This is a genomic window from Streptomyces sp. NPDC047130 (genome assembly GCF_040643475.1).
Lineage (GTDB): Bacteria > Actinomycetota > Actinomycetes > Streptomycetales > Streptomycetaceae > Streptomyces.
The window spans coordinates 80,834-97,264 of record NZ_JBEYUK010000015.1 but is presented as its reverse complement, the minus strand read 5'-3'; the positions used below and the strand labels follow the sequence as shown (position 1 = coordinate 97,264).

The 16,431-nt window shown below is 72.3% G+C and carries 15 protein-coding genes; 6 read left to right on the top strand and 9 right to left on the bottom strand.

Annotated features, from left to right (window positions below; all coding sequences use genetic code 11):
• Positions 1–98 precede the first annotated feature (98 nt).
• The 5 genes from pgl to tkt are packed head-to-tail and all read right to left on the bottom strand — an operon-like array spanning position 99 to position 6,763.
• Complete coding sequence (pgl, locus tag ABZ836_RS19360) at positions 99–854, bottom strand: 6-phosphogluconolactonase (RefSeq protein ID WP_356131042.1); 756 nt, start codon at positions 852–854, stop codon at positions 99–101.
• Entirely contained in the window at positions 851–1,984 is a 1,134-nt protein-coding gene (opcA, locus tag ABZ836_RS19355) for a glucose-6-phosphate dehydrogenase assembly protein OpcA (RefSeq protein WP_356131044.1), read from the bottom strand. The genes pgl and opcA overlap by 4 nt, the downstream gene beginning before the upstream one ends.
• On the bottom strand, positions 1,981–3,519 hold the full coding sequence (gene zwf / locus ABZ836_RS19350) for a glucose-6-phosphate dehydrogenase (RefSeq protein WP_356131046.1): 1,539 nt from the start codon (positions 3,517–3,519) through the stop codon (positions 1,981–1,983). Before zwf ends, opcA begins: the two co-directional genes overlap by 4 nt.
• Before the next feature lie 3 nt (positions 3,520–3,522).
• A complete protein-coding gene (gene tal / locus ABZ836_RS19345) occupies positions 3,523–4,641 on the bottom strand; it encodes a transaldolase (RefSeq protein WP_361143713.1) in 1,119 nt (372 codons plus the stop codon).
• A gap of 34 nt (positions 4,642–4,675) precedes the next feature.
• Positions 4,676–6,763, bottom strand: a complete 2,088-nt coding sequence (gene tkt, locus ABZ836_RS19340; RefSeq protein ID WP_361143710.1) for a transketolase — start codon at positions 6,761–6,763, stop codon at positions 4,676–4,678.
• A 418-nt stretch (positions 6,764–7,181) separates the two neighbouring features.
• Between tkt and ABZ836_RS19335 the strand changes: the two genes are divergently transcribed.
• The gene (locus ABZ836_RS19335) at positions 7,182–8,138 is read left to right on the top strand and encodes a heme o synthase (protein ID WP_356131130.1); all 957 of its coding nucleotides are present in this window, start codon (positions 7,182–7,184) and stop codon (positions 8,136–8,138) included.
• 97 nt (positions 8,139–8,235) lie between these two features.
• The gene (locus ABZ836_RS19330; RefSeq protein WP_356131051.1) at positions 8,236–8,589 is read left to right on the top strand and encodes a hypothetical protein; all 354 of its coding nucleotides are present in this window, start codon (positions 8,236–8,238) and stop codon (positions 8,587–8,589) included.
• 327 nt (positions 8,590–8,916) lie between these two features.
• On the opposite strand, the gene ABZ836_RS19325 is transcribed toward ABZ836_RS19330, so the two are convergent.
• Genes ABZ836_RS19325 through ABZ836_RS19310 form a run of 4 tightly spaced genes read right to left on the bottom strand, consistent with a single transcriptional unit; the run spans position 8,917 to position 12,527 of the window.
• Positions 8,917–9,918, bottom strand: coding sequence for a COX15/CtaA family protein (locus tag ABZ836_RS19325; RefSeq protein WP_361143707.1), 1,002 nt, complete (start codon positions 9,916–9,918; stop codon positions 8,917–8,919).
• A gap of 55 nt (positions 9,919–9,973) precedes the next feature.
• Positions 9,974–10,744, bottom strand: a complete 771-nt coding sequence (locus tag ABZ836_RS19320) for an ABC transporter permease (protein ID WP_361143704.1) — start codon at positions 10,742–10,744, stop codon at positions 9,974–9,976.
• The gene (locus tag ABZ836_RS19315) at positions 10,741–11,673 is read right to left on the bottom strand and encodes an ABC transporter ATP-binding protein (protein ID WP_356131057.1); all 933 of its coding nucleotides are present in this window, start codon (positions 11,671–11,673) and stop codon (positions 10,741–10,743) included. The genes ABZ836_RS19320 and ABZ836_RS19315 overlap by 4 nt, the downstream gene beginning before the upstream one ends.
• 50 nt (positions 11,674–11,723) lie before the next feature.
• A complete protein-coding gene (locus ABZ836_RS19310; RefSeq protein ID WP_361143701.1) occupies positions 11,724–12,527 on the bottom strand; it encodes an AAC(3) family N-acetyltransferase in 804 nt (267 codons plus the stop codon).
• A 178-nt stretch (positions 12,528–12,705) separates the two neighbouring features.
• Here ABZ836_RS19310 and ABZ836_RS19305 point away from each other — a divergent pair, with 178 nt between their 5' ends.
• The 4 genes from ABZ836_RS19305 to ABZ836_RS19290 all read left to right on the top strand — a co-directional run bounded on the left by ABZ836_RS19305 (position 12,706) and on the right by ABZ836_RS19290 (position 16,429).
• Positions 12,706–13,434: an ArsR family transcriptional regulator gene (locus ABZ836_RS19305; RefSeq protein WP_356131061.1), complete on the top strand. Its 729-nt coding sequence runs from the start codon at positions 12,706–12,708 to the stop codon at positions 13,432–13,434.
• Positions 13,431–14,852, top strand: a complete 1,422-nt coding sequence (sufB, locus tag ABZ836_RS19300) for a Fe-S cluster assembly protein SufB (protein ID WP_356131063.1) — start codon at positions 13,431–13,433, stop codon at positions 14,850–14,852. The genes ABZ836_RS19305 and sufB overlap by 4 nt, the downstream gene beginning before the upstream one ends.
• Before the next feature lie 63 nt (positions 14,853–14,915).
• Positions 14,916–16,100: a Fe-S cluster assembly protein SufD gene (sufD, locus tag ABZ836_RS19295; protein ID WP_361143697.1), complete on the top strand. Its 1,185-nt coding sequence runs from the start codon at positions 14,916–14,918 to the stop codon at positions 16,098–16,100.
• Positions 16,097–16,429, top strand: coding sequence for a non-heme iron oxygenase ferredoxin subunit (locus ABZ836_RS19290; protein WP_361143695.1), 333 nt, complete (start codon positions 16,097–16,099; stop codon positions 16,427–16,429). The genes sufD and ABZ836_RS19290 overlap by 4 nt, the downstream gene beginning before the upstream one ends.
• Positions 16,430–16,431: the final 2 nt, after the last annotated feature.

The window sequence follows — 16,431 nt, the reverse complement described above, 5'->3', positions numbered from 1 at the left end:
GGAAGGCCGTGGTGCCCGGCGGGTCGGCCGGGCACACGGCGGGGCAGGAACGGCGAAGCCCCCGGCACCGTGATCGGCGCCGGGGGCTTCGGCCGGGGTCACAGCGTGGACGCCGCCGCCGCGTCGAGGAGCCAGAGCGTGGCCTCACGCCCGTGGACCCCGGCCGCGGGCGCCCGGGCGGGCTCGGGAGCCCCCCGCAGCACCGTGGCGACCGCGTCGGCCTTGTCCTCGCCCGCCGCGAGGAGCCACACCTGACGCGCCGCCCGGATCGCCGGCAGCGTCAGCGACACCCGCACCGGCGGCGGCTTCGGCGCCTCGCGCACCGCGACCACCGTCCGCTCCGTCTCCCGCACCCCCGGAAGGCCGGGGAAGAGGGAGGCGACATGGGTGTCCGGCCCGACGCCCAGCATCAGCACGTCGAACTCCGGCACCGCCGCGCCGTCCCCGGCGGCCAGCGCCAGCTCCCGCGCGTAGGCGACCGCGGCCGCCTCGACGTCGTCACCGTGCGGCCCGTCGGAGGCCGGCATCGCGTGCACCCGGGCGGGGTCCACCGGCACGGCGTCCAGCAGGGCCTCGCGGGCCTGCGTGACGTTGCGGTCCGGATGCCCGGCCGGCAGGTACCGCTCGTCGCCCCACCACAGGTCCAGGCGGGCCCAGTCGACGGCGTCCCGCGCCGGCGACCCGGCCAGCGCGGCCAGCAGCCCGTTGCCGTTGCGGCCGCCGGTGAGGACCACGGAGGCGTGGCCCCGCTCGGCCTGCGCGTCGACCACCGCGGTGATCAGCCGCGCGGCCGTGGCCCGGGCCATCAGATCCTTGTCGCGGTGGACCAGCAGCCGCGCCTCGCCCCCGCTCACTTGGCCGCCGCCCGCTTCACGGCGGGACCCCGCTTCGCGGCCCGCTTGGCGGGCCCCTTCGCGACGTCCTCCTCCGGCACCGGCACGGCCTCGGCGACGGGCTCCGACGCCTCCTCCGGACCGGCGGAGGCCTCGGCCCCGGAGGCATCCTCGGCGCCGGACGCGTCCGCGGACGCGTCCGCGAAGGTCTCGGCGGCGTCCGCCCCCGCGTACAGCCGGTCCACCCCGTACTGGAGGGTGGACGCGTACGTCTCGTCCGGGTCCAGCCGGCGCAGTTCCTCGGCGATCAGCTCCGAGGTCTCGCGCCGCTTGAGGGCGACCTGGCGGTCCGGCTGGCCCTCGATGGCGAGGGTGGCCAGGGTGCCGTCGGCCCGGTCGAGGGTGATCCGGCCGCAGGTGGTGTCCATCCGCACCCCGGTCAGACCGGGCCCCGCGGACCGCGTGCGGCGCACCGGCACGTCGAGCCGGTCGGCGAGCCACATGGCCAGCAGTTCGCAGCTCGGGTTGAACTCCTCGCCCTCGACCTCGACGGCCTTGACCTCGCAGACCACCTGGTCGAGCGCGGCGGCCAGCATCGACCGCCACGGGGTGATCCGGGTCCACGACAGGTCGGTGTCGCCGGGCGTGTAGGCGTCGGCCAGCGCGCGCAGCTCGCCGACCGGGTCCTCGGCCGCGTAGGTGTCCGTCACCCGGCGCTGGGCGAGCGCGCCCAGCGGGTCCTTCGCCGGGTCCAGCGGAGCGTTGACCGGCCACCAGACCACCACCGGGGCGTCCGGCAGCAGCAGCGGCAGGACCACCGACTGGGCGTGGTTGACCACCTCGCCGTAGAGCCGCAGCACCACCGTCTCGCCGGCCCCGGCGTCCGCGCCCACCCGCACCTCGGCGTCGAGGCGGGACTGGGTGCGGTCGCGGGGGGAGCGGGCGTGGCGCTTGATGACGACCAGCAGCCGTGAGGGGTGCTCGTGCGACGCCTCCGCCGCCGCCTTCATGGCGTCGTAGGCGTTCTCCTCGTCGGTGACGACGACCAGGGTGAGCACCATGCCGACGGCGGGGGCGCCGAGCGCGCGGCGCCCCTGGACCAGTGCCTTGTTGATCTTGCTGGCCGTGGTGTCGGTGAGGTCGATCTTCATGGCCGGCGCCAGCTCCGTCCGTCTCGTGCGAGCATCTCGTCCGCTTCTGCGGGTCCCCAGGTTCCGGCCGGATATTGGGCGGGCGCGCCGTGGGCGTCCCAGAACTGCTCGATCGGGTCGAGGATCTTCCAGGAGAGCTCCACCTCCTCCGTGCGCGGGAAGAGGTTGGCGTCGCCGAGCAGCACGTCGAGGATCAGCCGCTCGTAGGCCTCCGGGCTGGACTCGGTGAACGACTCGCCGTAGGCGAAGTCCATCGAGACGTCCCGGATCTCCATGGAGGTGCCCGGCACCTTCGAGCCGAACCGGACCGTCATGCCCTCGTCCGGCTGCACCCGGATCACCATGGCGTTCTGCCCCAGCTCCTCGGTGGCCGTATGGCCGAAGGGGGAGTGCGGGGCGCGCTGGAACACCACCGCGATCTCGGTGACCCGGCGTCCCAGCCGCTTGCCGGTGCGCAGGTAGAAGGGGACGCCCGCCCAGCGGCGGTTGTCTATCTCCAGCTTGATCGCGGCGTAGGTGTCGGTCCGGGAGGACGGGTCGATGCCCTCCTCCTCCAGGTAGCCGACGGCCTTCGCGCCGCCCTGCCAGCCCGCCGTGTACTGGGCGCGCACCGTGGAGGCCCCCAGGTCGGACGGGAGCCGCACCGCGCCCAGCACCTTGGTCTTCTCCGCGGCGAGCGCGTCCGCGTCGAAGGAGGCGGGCTCCTCCATCGCCGTGAGGGCGAGGAGCTGCAGCAGGTGGTTCTGGATGACGTCCCGGGCCGCGCCGATGCCGTCGTAGTAGCCGGCCCGGCCGCCGATGCCGATGTCCTCGGCCATGGTGATCTGGACGTGGTCGACGTACGACCGGTTCCACAGCGGCTCGAACATCTGGTTGGCGAAGCGGAGCGCCAGGATGTTCTGGACGGTCTCCTTGCCGAGGTAGTGGTCGATGCGGAAGACCTGCTCCGGCTGGAACACCTCGTGGACCAGGGAGTTCAGCTCCTCGGCCGACTTCAGGTCGTGGCCGAACGGCTTCTCGATCACCGCGCGGCGCCAGGAGCCGTCCTTCTGGTCGGCCAGCCCGTGCTTCTTGAGCTGCTGGATGACCACCGGGAACGAGCCGGGCGGGACGGACAGGTAGAAGGCGAAGTTGCCGCCCGTGCCCTGGGCGCGGTTCAGCTCCTCGATGGTGGAGCGCAGCGACTCGAAGGACGCGTCGTCGTCGAAGGAGCCCTGGACGAAGCGCATGCCCTGGGCGAGCTGCTGCCAGACCTCCTCGCGGAACGGCGTGCGGGCGTGCTCCTTGACCGCGTCGTGGACCACCTGGGCGAAGTCCTCGTCCGCCCACTCACGGCGGGCGAAGCCCACCAGGGAGAAACCCGGCGGGAGCAGACCGCGGTTCGCGAGGTCGTACACCGCCGGCATCAGCTTCTTGCGGGACAGGTCGCCCGTGACGCCGAAGATCACAAGGCCCGACGGCCCCGCGATGCGCGGGAGCCGTCGGTCCAGGGCGTCACGGAGCGGGTTGGCTCCGGTGACAGGGGAGGGTGACAAGGCCTAGCCCTCCGCAGGGGCGAGCCGCTCGAGCTCGGCCTTGGTCGAGTTCAGCAGGTCGTTCCAGGCGGCCTCGAACTTGTCGACGCCCTCCTTCTCCAGCAGCTCCACCACCTCGTCGTACGAGATGCCCAGGGCCTCGACGGCGTCGAGGTCGGCGCGGGCCTGCTCGTACGTGCCGGTGACCGTGTCGCCGGTGATCTCGCCGTGGTCGCCCACGGCCTCCAGCGTGCCGCCCGGCATGGTGTTCACCGTGTTCGGCGCGACCAGGTCGTCGACGTACAGGGTGTCCTTGTACGCCTTGTCCTTGACGCCGGTGGACGCCCACAGCGGGCGCTGGCGGTTGGCGCCGGCGCGCTCCAGGGCGTTCCAGCGGTCCGAGGAGAAGACCTCCTCGTACGCCTGGTAGGCGAGACGGGCGTTGGCGAGGGCGGCCTTGCCGCGCAGCGCCTTGGCCTCGTCGGTGCCCAGGGCGTCGATCCGCTTGTCGATCTCGGTGTCCACGCGGGAGACGAAGAAGGAGGCGACGGAGTGGATCTTCGACAGGTCCAGGCCGCGCTCCTTGGCCTTCTCCAGGCCGGCCAGGTAGGCGTCCATCACCTGGCGGTAGCGCTCCAGCGAGAAGATCAGCGTGACGTTGACGCTGATGCCCAGGCCGATGACCTCGGTGATCGCGGGCAGGCCCGCCAGCGTCGCCGGGATCTTGATCAGGGTGTTCGGTCGGTCCACCAGCCAGGCGAGCTGCTTGGCCTCGGCGACCGTGGCCCGCTCGTCGTGGGCCAGGCGGGGGTCGACCTCGATGGAGACCCGGCCGTCGCGGCCGTCGGTGGCGTCGAAGACCGGGCGCAGCACGTCGGCGGCGTCGCGGACGTCCGCCGTCGTGATCATCCGGATCGCCTCCTCGACCGTCACCTTGCGGGCGGCGAGGTCGGTGAGCTGGGTGTCGTAGCCGTGCCCCTCGGAGATCGCCTTCTGGAAGATCGAGGGGTTGGTGGTGACGCCCACCACGTGCTGGTCGTCGATCAGCTCCTGGAGGGCGCCGGAGGAGATCAGCGTGCGGGACAGGTCGTCCAGCCAGATCGCCACACCCTCGTCGGAGAGGCGCTTGAGTGCGTCTGTCATGTGTCTTGCATCTCCTACTGGTCGTGTAGCAGCGTCAGCGCTGCGTGGCGGCGAGGGATTCCCGGGCCTGGGCGGCCACGTTCTCGGCCGTGAAGCCGTACTCGCGGAACAGGACCTTCGCGTCGGCCGACGCGCCGAAGTGCTCCAGCGAGACGATCCGGCCGGCGTCGCCCACGAAGCGGTGCCAGGTGAGGCCGACGCCGGCCTCCACGGCGACGCGCGCCTTCACCGACGGCGGGAGGACGCTGTCGCGGTAGGCCTGGTCCTGCTCGTCGAACCACTCCACCGACGGCATGGACACCACCCGGGTGGGGACGCCCTCGGCCTGCAGGGCCTCCCGCGCCTCGACGGCGAGGTGCACCTCGGAGCCGGTCGCGATCAGGATCACCTGCGGCTCGCCACCGTCCGCCTCGCGCAGGACGTAGCCGCCGCGCGCGGCGTCCTCGTTCGCCTCGTAGACCGGCACGCCCTGGCGGGTGAGCGCCAGACCGTGCGGGGCGCCCTTGCCGAACTCCTTGGTCCAGCGGCGCATGATCTCGCGCCAGGCGATCGCGGTCTCGTTGGCGTCGGCCGGGCGCACGATGTTCAGGCCCGGGATGGCGCGCAGCGAGGCCAGGTGCTCCACCGGCTGGTGGGTCGGGCCGTCCTCGCCGAGACCGATCGAGTCGTGCGTCCACACGTAGGTCACCGGCAGGTGCATCAGCGCGGACAGGCGGACGGCGTTGCGCATGTAGTCGGAGAACACCAGGAAGGTGCCGCCGTAGACGCGCGTGTTGCCGTGCAGGGCGATGCCGTTCATCTCGGCGCCCATGGAGTGCTCGCGGATGCCGAAGTGGATGGTCCGGCCGTACGGGTCGGCCTCCGGCAGCGGGTTGCCCTCGGGGAGGAACGAGCTGGTCTTGTCGATGGTGGTGTTGTTCGAGCCCGCCAGGTCGGCGGAGCCGCCCCACAGCTCGGGGACGACCGAGCCCAGCGCCTGCAGCACCTTGCCGGACGCGGCGCGGGTCGCGATCGAGGTGCCCGCCTCGAAGACCGGGAGCTTCTCCTCCCAGCCGGCCGGCAGCTCGCCCGCGGCGATCCGGTCGAACTCGGCGGCCCGCTCCGGGTTGGCCTGACGCCACGCCTGGAACTGCTTCTCCCACTCCGCCCGGGCGTCGCGGCCGCGGTCCAGGGCCTTGCGGGTGTGGCCGATGACCTCGTCGGAGACCTCGAAGGTCTGCTCCGGGTCGAAGCCCAGCACGCGCTTGGTGGCGGCCACCTCGTCGTCGCCGAGCGCCGAGCCGTGCGCGGCCTCGGTGTTCTGCGCGTTCGGGGCCGGCCAGGCGATGATGGAGCGCATCGCGATGAACGACGGCCGGTCGGTGACCGCCTTCGCGGCCTGGACGGCCTCGTAGATCGCCGCCGGGTCGAGGTCTCCGTCCTCCTTGGGCTCCACGCGCTGGACGTGCCAGCCGTACGCCTCGTACCGCTTGCAGACGTCCTCGGAGACCGCGGTCTCGGTGTCGCCCTCGATCGAGATGTGGTTGTCGTCCCACAGCAGGACCAGGTTGCCGAGCTTCTGGTGGCCCGCCATGGAGGACGCCTCGGCGGCGATGCCCTCCTGGAGGCAGCCGTCGCCGGCGATGGCGAACACGAAGTGGTCGAAGGGCGACTCGCCCGGCGCCGCCTCGGGGTCGAACAGGCCGCGCTCGTAGCGGGCGGCCATCGCCATGCCGACGGCGTTGGCGACGCCCTGGCCCAGCGGGCCGGTGGTGGTCTCCACGCCCGTGGTGTGGCCGTACTCCGGGTGGCCCGGGGTCTTGGAGCCCCAGGTGCGGAAGGCCTTCAGGTCGTCCAGCTCCAGGCCGAAGCCGGCCAGGTAGAGCTGGGTGTAGAGGGTCAGGGACGAGTGCCCCGCCGACAGGACGAAGCGGTCGCGCCCCACCCAGTCGGCGTCGGACGGGTCGTGGCGCATCACCTTCTGGAACAGCGTGTACGCCGCGGGCGCGAGGCTCATGGCCGTACCGGGATGGCCGTTGCCGACCTTCTGTACGGCGTCAGCGGCCAGGATGCGCGCGGTGTCCACCGCGCGCCGGTCCAGCTCTGTCCACTCGAGGGCTGTGGTGGTCGGCTTGTTGCTCACCCTGGGTCAGGGCTCCTCTCCACATGTCGAAAGCCGGTGAGGTGTGCGCTCACCGGTACCACCGGCGGGTTCCGCGCCGCCGGCGGGTCGAGCCTATCCCGTGCAAACACGGCGTTCCCCCTTGTGACCAGAGTGTGGCCACAGCCCACTTCTTCTGCGTTCGCGCCCGCTCACATGGGCGTTTCCGTCGAGGCCGCGTCCGCCCGGTGGGGCCCGTTCCGGGACGTCCGCGAACCGGGCCGCCCCGGGCGGCGCCCTCCGGCGACGGGTTCCCCGGAGGGTGCGGCCAACACGAGTGCACCCCCGCGAATCGCGGGGTCTGGGCAACGTCTAGAGTGGCGTGGTACGCGCGAGCCTTCGCCGGACCTTTCCGACAGGTCCGATTCGGCGGGGGCTCGCTGGGATGTCTCTGTCAGGGGTGTGCGTGACGGCCGTTGAATCCCGTCCAGCGGCGGTATTCGGGACGAGCAGCCCGAGGCCGCACCGCCGGCCGTTCCGGGCCCGGGCCATGGCGTTCGTGGCGCTGACCAAGCCGCGGATCATCGAACTGCTGCTCATCACCACCGTGCCGGTGATGTTCCTGGCGGAGCAGGGCGTTCCCGATCTCTCGCTCGTCCTGCTGACCTGCCTCGGCGGATACCTCTCCGCCGGCGGGGCCAACGCGTTGAACATGTGGTACGACCGCGACATCGACGCGCTGATGGACCGCACCTCGCAGCGGCCGCTGGTCACCGGCATGGTGTCCCCGCGCGAGTGCCTCGCCTTCGGCATCGCCCTCGCCGTCGGGTCCACCCTGCTCTTCGGGCTCACGGTCAACTGGCTGTCCGCCTGGCTCGCGCTGGGCGCGCTCCTCTTCTACGTCGTCGTCTACACGATGATCCTCAAGCGCCGCACGGCGCAGAACATCGTCTGGGGCGGCATCGCCGGCTGCATGCCGGTGCTGATCGGCTGGTCCGCGGTGACCAACTCGCTCTCCTGGGCACCGGTCATCCTCTTCCTCGTCATCTTCTTCTGGACGCCGCCGCACTACTGGCCGCTGTCGATGAAGGTCAAGGAGGACTACGCCCGCGCGGGCGTGCCGATGCTGCCGGTGCTGGCGAGCAACAAGGTGGTCGCCCGGCAGATCGTGCTCTACAGCTGGGTGATGGTCGCGGTCTCGCTGCTGCTGACGCCGCTCGGCTACACCGGCTGGTTCTACACCGCGGTCGCGCTGGCGGCGGGCGGCTGGTGGCTGTGGGAGGCGCACGCGCTCCAGAACCGCGCGAAGGCCGAGGTCACCGGGGCGAAGCTCAAGGAGATGCGGCTGTTCCACTGGTCGATCACCTATGTCTCCGTCCTCTTCGTCGCCGTCGCCGTGGATCCCTTCCTGAGGTGAGCCGGGACGCGGTTCCGTCCTGACGCGAGGGGCGGGTGGCCAACGCCACCCGCCCCTCGCGTCGCCGCGTCCGCTACCCGTCGGTAGCATCCTGACCATGGCAGACACGCAGCAGGTTGACGAGGCGACCGCCCCGGCGGACGCGCGGGGTGAGCGGCGTGCCGCGAAGCTCGCCAAGCAGATCGGTTCCTTCGCCGCGGCGCACGGGGGCGCGGAGGGTCAGGTGGCCCACCTCGGCCGCAAGGGCGCGCGCATCGTCCTGGTGGGCGAGGACGGCAACTGGGGCGACCTGGTCGCGCCCACGTACGAGGTGGCCGTGGCGGCCGTCGCGAAGGCGGGCGTCACCGTGCACGAGGAGTTCGACGGGGAGTTCGCCGCCAAGGTGAAGACGGGGCCGTACGAGTGGTCCCGCATGGCCGGCATCCAGCTCGGCGGCCCCAAGAACCCCTGATCCGCCGCCTCCCCCTCACCACCGGAGCCGCCTCCCGCCCCCTCCCGGGCCGAGGCGGCTCCGCCGCATCCCCACCCTGAGGGCCGCCGCCCCGCACACGGCACCGGCCCCTCCCCTGCGGGCCACCGTGCCGCTGGGGCGGCACGGGTGGGCGCAGGTCGGCGCGTACGCACGCCGCGGAGTGCCGGCCCGAGCCCGCCCGCCCTCCCGGCGCGGCGCGCTCCGCGGGGCCGGGCATCCGCGCGGGGGAACGGGGCCGCCCCCGGCGCGGGGGTGCGGCGGGGGCGGTGGAGAGAGGGGGTGGGTCAGGCTGGGACCGGGGGTGGGTCAGGCGGGGACGGGTTCCGGGGTGGTGGAAACCGGGGGAGCGGTGGGGAGGGGGCGTTCGCGGGTGGCCAGGAGGACCCGGAGGGTGTAGATCCACACCACCGCGGAGCCGAACATGTGGAGCCCCACGAGCACCTCGGGAAGGTCCGTGAAGTACTGGACGTACCCGACCAGCCCCTGCGCCAGCAGGACCAGGAACAGGTCCCGCGTCCGCGTCAGCGCCGACCGCGGCGAGTCGAAGACCTTCAGCCCGACCCACAGGGCCACGGCCAGCAGCACCGTCAGCCACGCCAGCACCGCGTGCACCCGCGTGACCGCCTCCCAGTCCAACGGCATCCGCGGCACGTCGCTGGAGTCGCCCGCGTGCGGGCCCGCACCCGTGACCACCGTGCCGACGGCGATCAGCAGCACGGTCACCACGACCAGCGCCAGGGTCAGCCGCCGCAGCGAGGGCGCCACCAGTGGCCGCGGCGCGGCGTCGCCCTCGCCGGCCCGGTGCCACATCACCGTGGCGGCGGCGATCAGCGCGGTCGACAGCATGAAGTGCGCGGCCACCGTGTACGGGTTGAGGCCGACCAGCACCACGACACCGCCGAGCAGCGCGTTGGCCACCACGATCCAGAACTGCAGCCACCCCAGCCGGGTGAGCTCGCGCCGGAACGGCTTGGTGGACCGGGCCGCGACGATCGCCCAGCCCACCGCCGCGCACAGCACGTACGTCAGCAGCCGGTTGCCGAACTCGATGGCGCCGTGCAGTCCCATCTCGCGCGTCGCGGCGATCGAGTCCGCCGTGCACTTGGGCCACGTGGGGCAGCCCAGGCCGGAGCCGGTCAGGCGGACGGCGCCGCCGGTGACCACGATGACCACCGACATGACGAGCGCGGTGAGCGCCGCACGGCGGACCGTCCGGGGGTCCGGGGTCCAGCGGGCGGCGATGAAGGCAAGGGGGTTGCGGACCGCTGCGGCGGCCCCGCGAGGCATCTCGTTCGGCACGGGAACCATCGTAGGGCCGGGCTTGTGCACGGTTTCACGAGGGGGTGCCGTGCGCCCTGTGACGTTACTCCCAGCGGAAGAAGCGCCCCGCCGCGGCGAGCCCCGCGGCCGCCCAGGCGGCCAGGACGCCGAGGTCGGCCCACGGCACGCCCGCCCCGTCCTGCAGCACGTCCCGCAGCCCTCCGGAGAGCGCCGAGATGGGCAGCAGCCCCAGCACCGCCTGCGCCGCCTCGGGGAACTTGTCCAGCGGCACCACCACGCCGCCGCCGACCAGCAGCAGCAGGAAGACCAGGTTCGCCGCGGCCAGCGTGGCCTCGGCCTTCAGCGTGCCGGCCATCAGCAGGCCCAGCCCGGAGAAGGCGGCCGTGCCGAGGACCAGCAGGAGCAGCACGGTCAGCGGGTTGCCCCGGGGCGACCAGCCCAGCGCGAACGCGATCACGGTGAGCAGCACGATCTGCAGGACCTCGGTCACCAGCACGGAGAGGGTCTTGGCGGTCATCAGCCCCCAGCGGGGCAGCGGCGAGGCGGCCAGCCGCTTGAGGACGCCGTAGCGGCGCTCGAAGCCGGTGGCGATGGCCTGCCCGGTGAACGCCGTCGACATCACCGCGAGCGCCAGCACGCCCGGCGCGAGGAAGTCGACGGCCCGGCCCTCCCCGGTGTCGACGATGTCGACGGAGCTGAACAGCACCAGCAGCAGCGTCGGGATGACCACGGTGAGCAGCAGCTGCTCGCCGTTGCGCAGCAGCATCCGGGTCTCCAGGGCGGCCTGCGCGGCGATCATCCGCCCCAGCGGGGCCGCGCCCGGCGCGGGGGAGTAGGTCCCGGTGGCGGTCATGAGCGCAGCTCCTTGCCGGTGAGTTCCAGGAAGACGTCCTCGAGCGTGTGCCGCTCGACGGCGATGCGTTCCGGCATCACGCCGTGCTGCGCGCACCAGGAGGTGACCGTGGCCAGCAGCTGCGGGCCGACGTCGCCGGTGACCCGGTAGGAGCCGGGCACGATCTCCGCCGCGGTGGCGTCGGAGGGCAGCGCCTTGAGGAGCGAGCCCACGTCCAGGCCGGGGCGGCCGGAGAAGCGCAGGGTGTTCTCGGCCCCGCCGCGGCACAGCTGCTCGGGGGAGCCCTGGGCGATCACCGTGCCGGCGTCGACGATGGCGACGTCGTCGGCGAGCTGCTCCGCCTCGTCCATGTGGTGGGTGGTGAGGATGACCGACACGCCGTCGTCGCGCAGGTCGCGGACCAGTTCCCAGGTGGCGCGGCGGGCCTGCGGGTCGAGGCCGGCCGTCGGCTCGTCCAGGAAGACCAGCTCGGGGCGGCCGACGACCGCCATGGCCAGGGCGAGCCGCTGCTGCTGGCCGCCGGAGAGGCGCCGGTACGGGGTGCGGCCGCAGGAGCCGAGGCCGAGCCGCTCGATCAGCGCGTCGACGTCCAGCGGATGGGCGTGGAGCTTCGCCACGTGGCGGAGCATCTCCTCGGCGCGGGCGCCGGAGTAGACGCCGCCGGACTGGAGCATCACGCCGATCCGCGGGCGCAGCGCGGCGGCGTCGCGGACCGGGTCGAGGCCCAGGACGCGGACCGTGCCGGCGTCGGGGCGGCGGTAGCCCTCGCAGGTCTCGACGGTGGTGGTCTTGCCGGCGCCGTTGGGGCCCAGGACGGCGGTGATGCCCGCCCGGGCCACCAGATCGAGGCCGTTCACCGCGGTCTTCGCCCCGTACCGCTTCACCAGGCCCTGGACGTGGACGACCGGGACCGCGGGTTTGCTGTGCATGGGACCCGAGTCTAGGTTCGCGCGGCGCCCGTCCCGCCGCCGGGTGGCCCTCAGCCGGCGGGAAGCGGGCGGTGCTCCCGCAGCCAGCCCTCCGTGAAGGCGACCGCCTCCGCGAGCGGGAACAGCCGCAGCCCGGCCGCCCCCGCGGAGCCCCGGGCGACGAGGGCGGCCCGCTCGGTCTCGAACGCCGCGCCGAGCCGGTCGAAGTCGTCCGGGTCGAGCAGGACGTCGGTCACCTCCTCCCATCCGTCGGGCCCGGGCCGCCCCCGCGTCCGGACGACCGGGGAGGGCACCCGGTACTCGGCCAGGTGGAAGGCGGTGCAGGAGCCGTAGTCGGCGCCCAGCAGCAGGACGCGCGCGCCGAGCCCCTCCAGCCGGGCCGGCGGGCTGCGGTCGCCGAGCGCGCAGTCCGGGGCGTGCCCCTCCGTGATCTCCCCGGCGCGCGGGCCGAGGGCGGCGAAGGAGGTCTGCGGGTGGGCGCTGCGCCGCGCGCCGGGCCAGGTGCGGACCGTCTCCGCGATCACTCCCATGTACGCGGAGGGCGTGGTCGCCGGGTCGAAGGCGGGCATCGTGGCGCGTACGGTCCCCCACCACTCCCGGGGCACCGGCGGGTTCTCCCAGTGCGCGGGGTCGGAGAGCCCGCTGGTCTGCGTGGGGACCACCAGGGTCCCCGCGGGGCCGAGCGCGTCCCGCAGCGCCCGCACGACGGCCACCGCGCCGCCGTTCACCCGGCCGAGTGAGCTGAGGGAACTGTGGACCAGGAGGACGTCGCCCGTCCGGACGCCCAGCGAGCGGAGGTCGGCGGCGAGCGAAGGGCGGGTCACGAGGGGGCCGGCGGGCGGCGCGGAGGGCATGGGAGGCAGGGTCGCGCGGCCCTGACGCGGTCCGCAAGCGCTTTTGCCGCCGGAACCCCCCGGCGCCGTCCGGGGCCTTTCCGCAGGTCAGGTTAGGTGTACCTAAGTGATGAAAGGCACCGTCGGCCCCGATGGGCGCGGCTTGTCCGCTCCCCGGTAATTACGCAACAATGGCGTTGTGAAAAACGTCGGCCAGGAAGAAACCGCGACCGGGGAGCGTTCCACACGTAACCGGGTCGCGCGCTCGATCCTGGACCACGGCCCGTCGACCGTCGCGGAACTCGCCGGGCGGCTGCGGCTCACCCAGGCCGCCGTCCGCCGGCATCTGGACGCGCTGGTCGCCGACGACGTGGTCGAGGCACGGGAGCGCCGGGTGTACGGCGCCCGCACACGCGGGCGGCCTGCGAAGGTGTTCGTGCTGACCGACGGCGGTCGCGACGCCTTCGATCAGTCGTACGACCAGTTGGCCAAGGACGCGCTGCGCTGGATCGCGGAGCAGGAGGGCGGTGAGCGGGCGGTGGCTGCGTTCGCCAAGGCCCGGCTGGCCGCGCAGGCCGGTGCGTACCGCAAGGCCCTCGAGGCCGTACCGCCGGAGCGCCGGGCGGAGGCGCTGGCCCGGGCGCTGTCCGAGGACGGGTACGCTGCCAGTGCGCGCAGCGCTCCCTCCCCGCAACTCGGCGAGCAGCTCTGCCAGCATCACTGCCCGGTCGCCCATGTCGCTGAGGAGTTCCCCCAGCTGTGCGAGGCGGAGACGGAGATCTTCTCCGAGCTGCTCGGCACGCACGTCCAGCGGCTGGCGACGATCGCGCACGGTGACGGCGTCTGCACGACGTACATCCCCAAGATTTCCACGATCGACAACGATCACTCATCATCTGCGAGCACGGCCGGGAGGAACCCCGCATGACTCTCCCCACGGAGACTGCCCACCCCGAACTCGAGGGTCTGGGTAAGTACGAGTACGGCTGGGCGGACCCCGACGCGGCCGGCGCCTCCGCCAAGCGCGGCCTGAGCGAGGACGTCGTCCGGGACATCTCGGCGAAGAAGTCCGAGCCGGAGTGGATGACCAAGCTGCGCCTCAAGGGTCTGAACCTCTTCGAGAAGAAGCCCATGCCGAACTGGGGCTCGGACCTGTCGGGGATCGACTTCGACAACATCAAGTACTTCGTGCGGTCCACGGAGAAGCAGGCGACCTCCTGGGAGGAACTGCCCGAGGACATCAAGAACACCTACGACCGCCTGGGCATCCCGGAGGCCGAGAAGCAGCGCCTGGTCGCCGGTGTCGCCGCCCAGTACGAGTCCGAGGTCGTCTACCACCAGATCCGCGAGGACCTGGAGGAGCAGGGCGTCATCTTCCTGGACACCGACACGGCCCTGAAGGAGCACCCGGAGCTCTTCAAGGAGTACTTCGGCACCGTGATCCCGGCCGGCGACAACAAGTTCGCCGCGCTGAACACGGCCGTGTGGTCCGGCGGCTCCTTCATCTACGTGCCGAAGGGCGTGCACGTGGAGATCCCGCTCCAGGCCTACTTCCGTATCAACACGGAGAACATGGGCCAGTTCGAGCGGACCCTGATCATCGTCGACGAGGGCGCCTACGTGCACTACGTCGAGGGCTGCACGGCTCCGATCTACCAGTCGGACTCCCTGCACTCCGCGGTCGTCGAGATCATCGTCAAGAAGAACGCCCGCTGCCGCTACACGACCATCCAGAACTGGTCGAACAACGTCTACAACCTGGTCACCAAGCGCGCCGTGGCGTACGAGGGCGCGACCATGGAGTGGATCGACGGCAACATCGGCTCCAAGGTGACGATGAAGTACCCGGCCGTCTACCTGATGGGCGAGCACGCCAAGGGCGAGACCCTGTCCATCGCCTTCGCGGGCGAGGGCCAGCACCAGGACGCCGGCGCGAAGATGGTCCACATGGCGCCCAACACGTCGTCGAACATCGTGTCGAAGTCGGTGGCGCGCGGCGGCGGCCGGACCTCCTACCGCGGCCTGATCGAGATCGGCGAGGGCGCCCCCGGCTCCAAGTCGAACGTGCTCTGCGACGCGCTGCTGGTGGACACCATCTCCCGTTCCGACACGTACCCCTACGTGGACGTGCGCGAGGACGACGTCTCCATGGGCCACGAGGCGACCGTCTCCAAGGTCTCCGAGGACCAGCTCTTCTACCTGATGAGCCGCGGTCTCTCCGAGTTCGAGGCGATGGCGATGATCGTGCGCGGCTTCGTCGAGCCGATCGCCAAGGAGCTCCCCATGGAGTACGCCCTCGAGCTCAACCGGCTGATCGAGCTCCAGATGGAGGGCGCGGTCGGCTGACGCCCGGCCCGCCGTCCCTCCCGTCAAGTCCCTGAAGCAACGAAAGCGAGCATGACGACAGCCATGGCTGACGCTCAGAATGCCCCGGTGGGCTCCACCACCGCCGGATCGATCGCGGTGGCCGCCGAGTCGACCGTCGCCACGCGCATGAGCGCGCCGCCCTCCTTCGACGTGGCGGACTTCCCGGTCCCGCACGGCCGCGAGGAGGAGTGGCGGTTCACCCCGCTGGAGCGCCTGCGCGGTCTGCACGACGGCACGGCGACCGCCTCCGGCGACGGCGTGAAGGTCACCGTGGACGCCCCCGAGGGCGTCACGGTGGAGTCCGCGGGCCGTGACGACGCCCGCCTCGGCCGCGCCGGCAAGCCGGTCGACCGGGTCGCGGCCCAGGCCTACTCGGCGTTCGAGCAGGCCACGGTGGTGACCGTGCCCAAGGAGACCGTGCTGGGCGAGCCGGTCCGCATCTCCGTCGCCGGCCAGGGCGGCACCTGCTACGCCCACACCGTGGTGGAGCTCGGCGCCTTCGCCGAGGCCGTCGTCGTGATGGACCACAGCGGCGACGCCGTGTACGCCGGCAACGTCGAGTTCGTCCTCGGCGACGGCGCCAAGCTGACCGTCGTCTCCGTGCAGGACTGGGACGACGAGGCCGTCCACGCCGGCCAGCACAACGCGCTGGTCGGCCGGGACGCCACCTTCAAGTCCGTCGTCGTCACCTTCGGCGGCGACGTGGTCCGCCTGCACCCGCGCGTCGAGTACGCCGCCCCCGGCGGCGAGGCCGAGCTGTTCGGCCTGTACTTCACCGACCAGGGGCAGCACCAGGAGCACCGCCTCTTCGTCGACCACAACATCCCGCACTGCAAGTCCAACGTGGTCTACAAGGGCGCCCTCCAGGGCGAGCAGGCCCACGCGGTGTGGATCGGCGACGTGCTGATCGAGGCGGCCGCCGAGGGCACCGACACCTACGAGATGAACCGCAACCTGGTTCTGACCGACGGTGCCCGCGTCGACTCCGTGCCGAACCTCGAGATCGAGACCGGCGAGATCGTCGGCGCCGGCCACGCCAGCGCCACCGGCCGCTTCGACGACGAGCAGCTCTTCTACCTGATGGCCCGCGGCATCCCGGAGTACGAGGCCCGCCGTCTGGTGGTCCGCGGCTTCTTCGCCGAGCTGGTCCAGCAGATCGGCGTCGCCGACATCGAGGAGCGCCTTCTCGCCAAGATCGACGAGGAGCTGGAGGCCGCGGTCGCATGACGGCCTTCGTACGTGCCTGCGCGCTGAGCGAGCTGGAGGAGGACACCCCGAAGCGGGTGGAACTCGACGGCACGCCGGTCGCCGTCGTGCGCACCGAGGGCGAGGTGTTCGCGATCAACGACATCTGCTCGCACGCGAACGTCTCCCTCTCCGAGGGCGAGGTGGAGGACTGCCGGATCGAGTGCTGGCTGCACGGATCCGCCTTCGACCTCCGCACCGGCAAGCCGTCCGGCCTTCCCGCGACGCGCCCCGTCCCCGTTTACCCCGTAAAGATCGAAGGAGACGGCGCAGCAGCAACTGTGCTCGTCTCCCTCACCCAGGAGTCCTGAGG

Excerpts from the sequence above, each read along its gene's own strand:
- ABZ836_RS19310 (WP_361143701.1), bottom strand. The coding sequence starts at position 12,527 with ATGCCCTCCGCGCCGCCCGCCGGCCCCCTCGTGACCCGCCCTTCGCTC.
- ABZ836_RS19320 (WP_361143704.1), bottom strand. The coding sequence starts at position 10,744 with ATGACCGCCACCGGGACCTACTCCCCCGCGCCGGGCGCGGCCCCGCTG.
- ABZ836_RS19325 (WP_361143707.1), bottom strand. The coding sequence starts at position 9,918 with ATGGTTCCCGTGCCGAACGAGATGCCTCGCGGGGCCGCCGCAGCGGTC.
- opcA (WP_356131044.1), bottom strand. The coding sequence starts at position 1,984 with ATGAAGATCGACCTCACCGACACCACGGCCAGCAAGATCAACAAGGCA.
- ABZ836_RS19315 (WP_356131057.1), bottom strand. The coding sequence starts at position 11,673 with ATGCACAGCAAACCCGCGGTCCCGGTCGTCCACGTCCAGGGCCTGGTG.
- ABZ836_RS19290 (WP_361143695.1), top strand. The coding sequence starts at position 16,097 with ATGACGGCCTTCGTACGTGCCTGCGCGCTGAGCGAGCTGGAGGAGGAC.
- sufB (WP_356131063.1), top strand. The coding sequence starts at position 13,431 with ATGACTCTCCCCACGGAGACTGCCCACCCCGAACTCGAGGGTCTGGGT.
- ABZ836_RS19330 (WP_356131051.1), top strand. The coding sequence starts at position 8,236 with ATGGCAGACACGCAGCAGGTTGACGAGGCGACCGCCCCGGCGGACGCG.
- sufD (WP_361143697.1), top strand. The coding sequence starts at position 14,916 with ATGGCTGACGCTCAGAATGCCCCGGTGGGCTCCACCACCGCCGGATCG.
- tal (WP_361143713.1), bottom strand. The coding sequence starts at position 4,641 with ATGACAGACGCACTCAAGCGCCTCTCCGACGAGGGTGTGGCGATCTGG.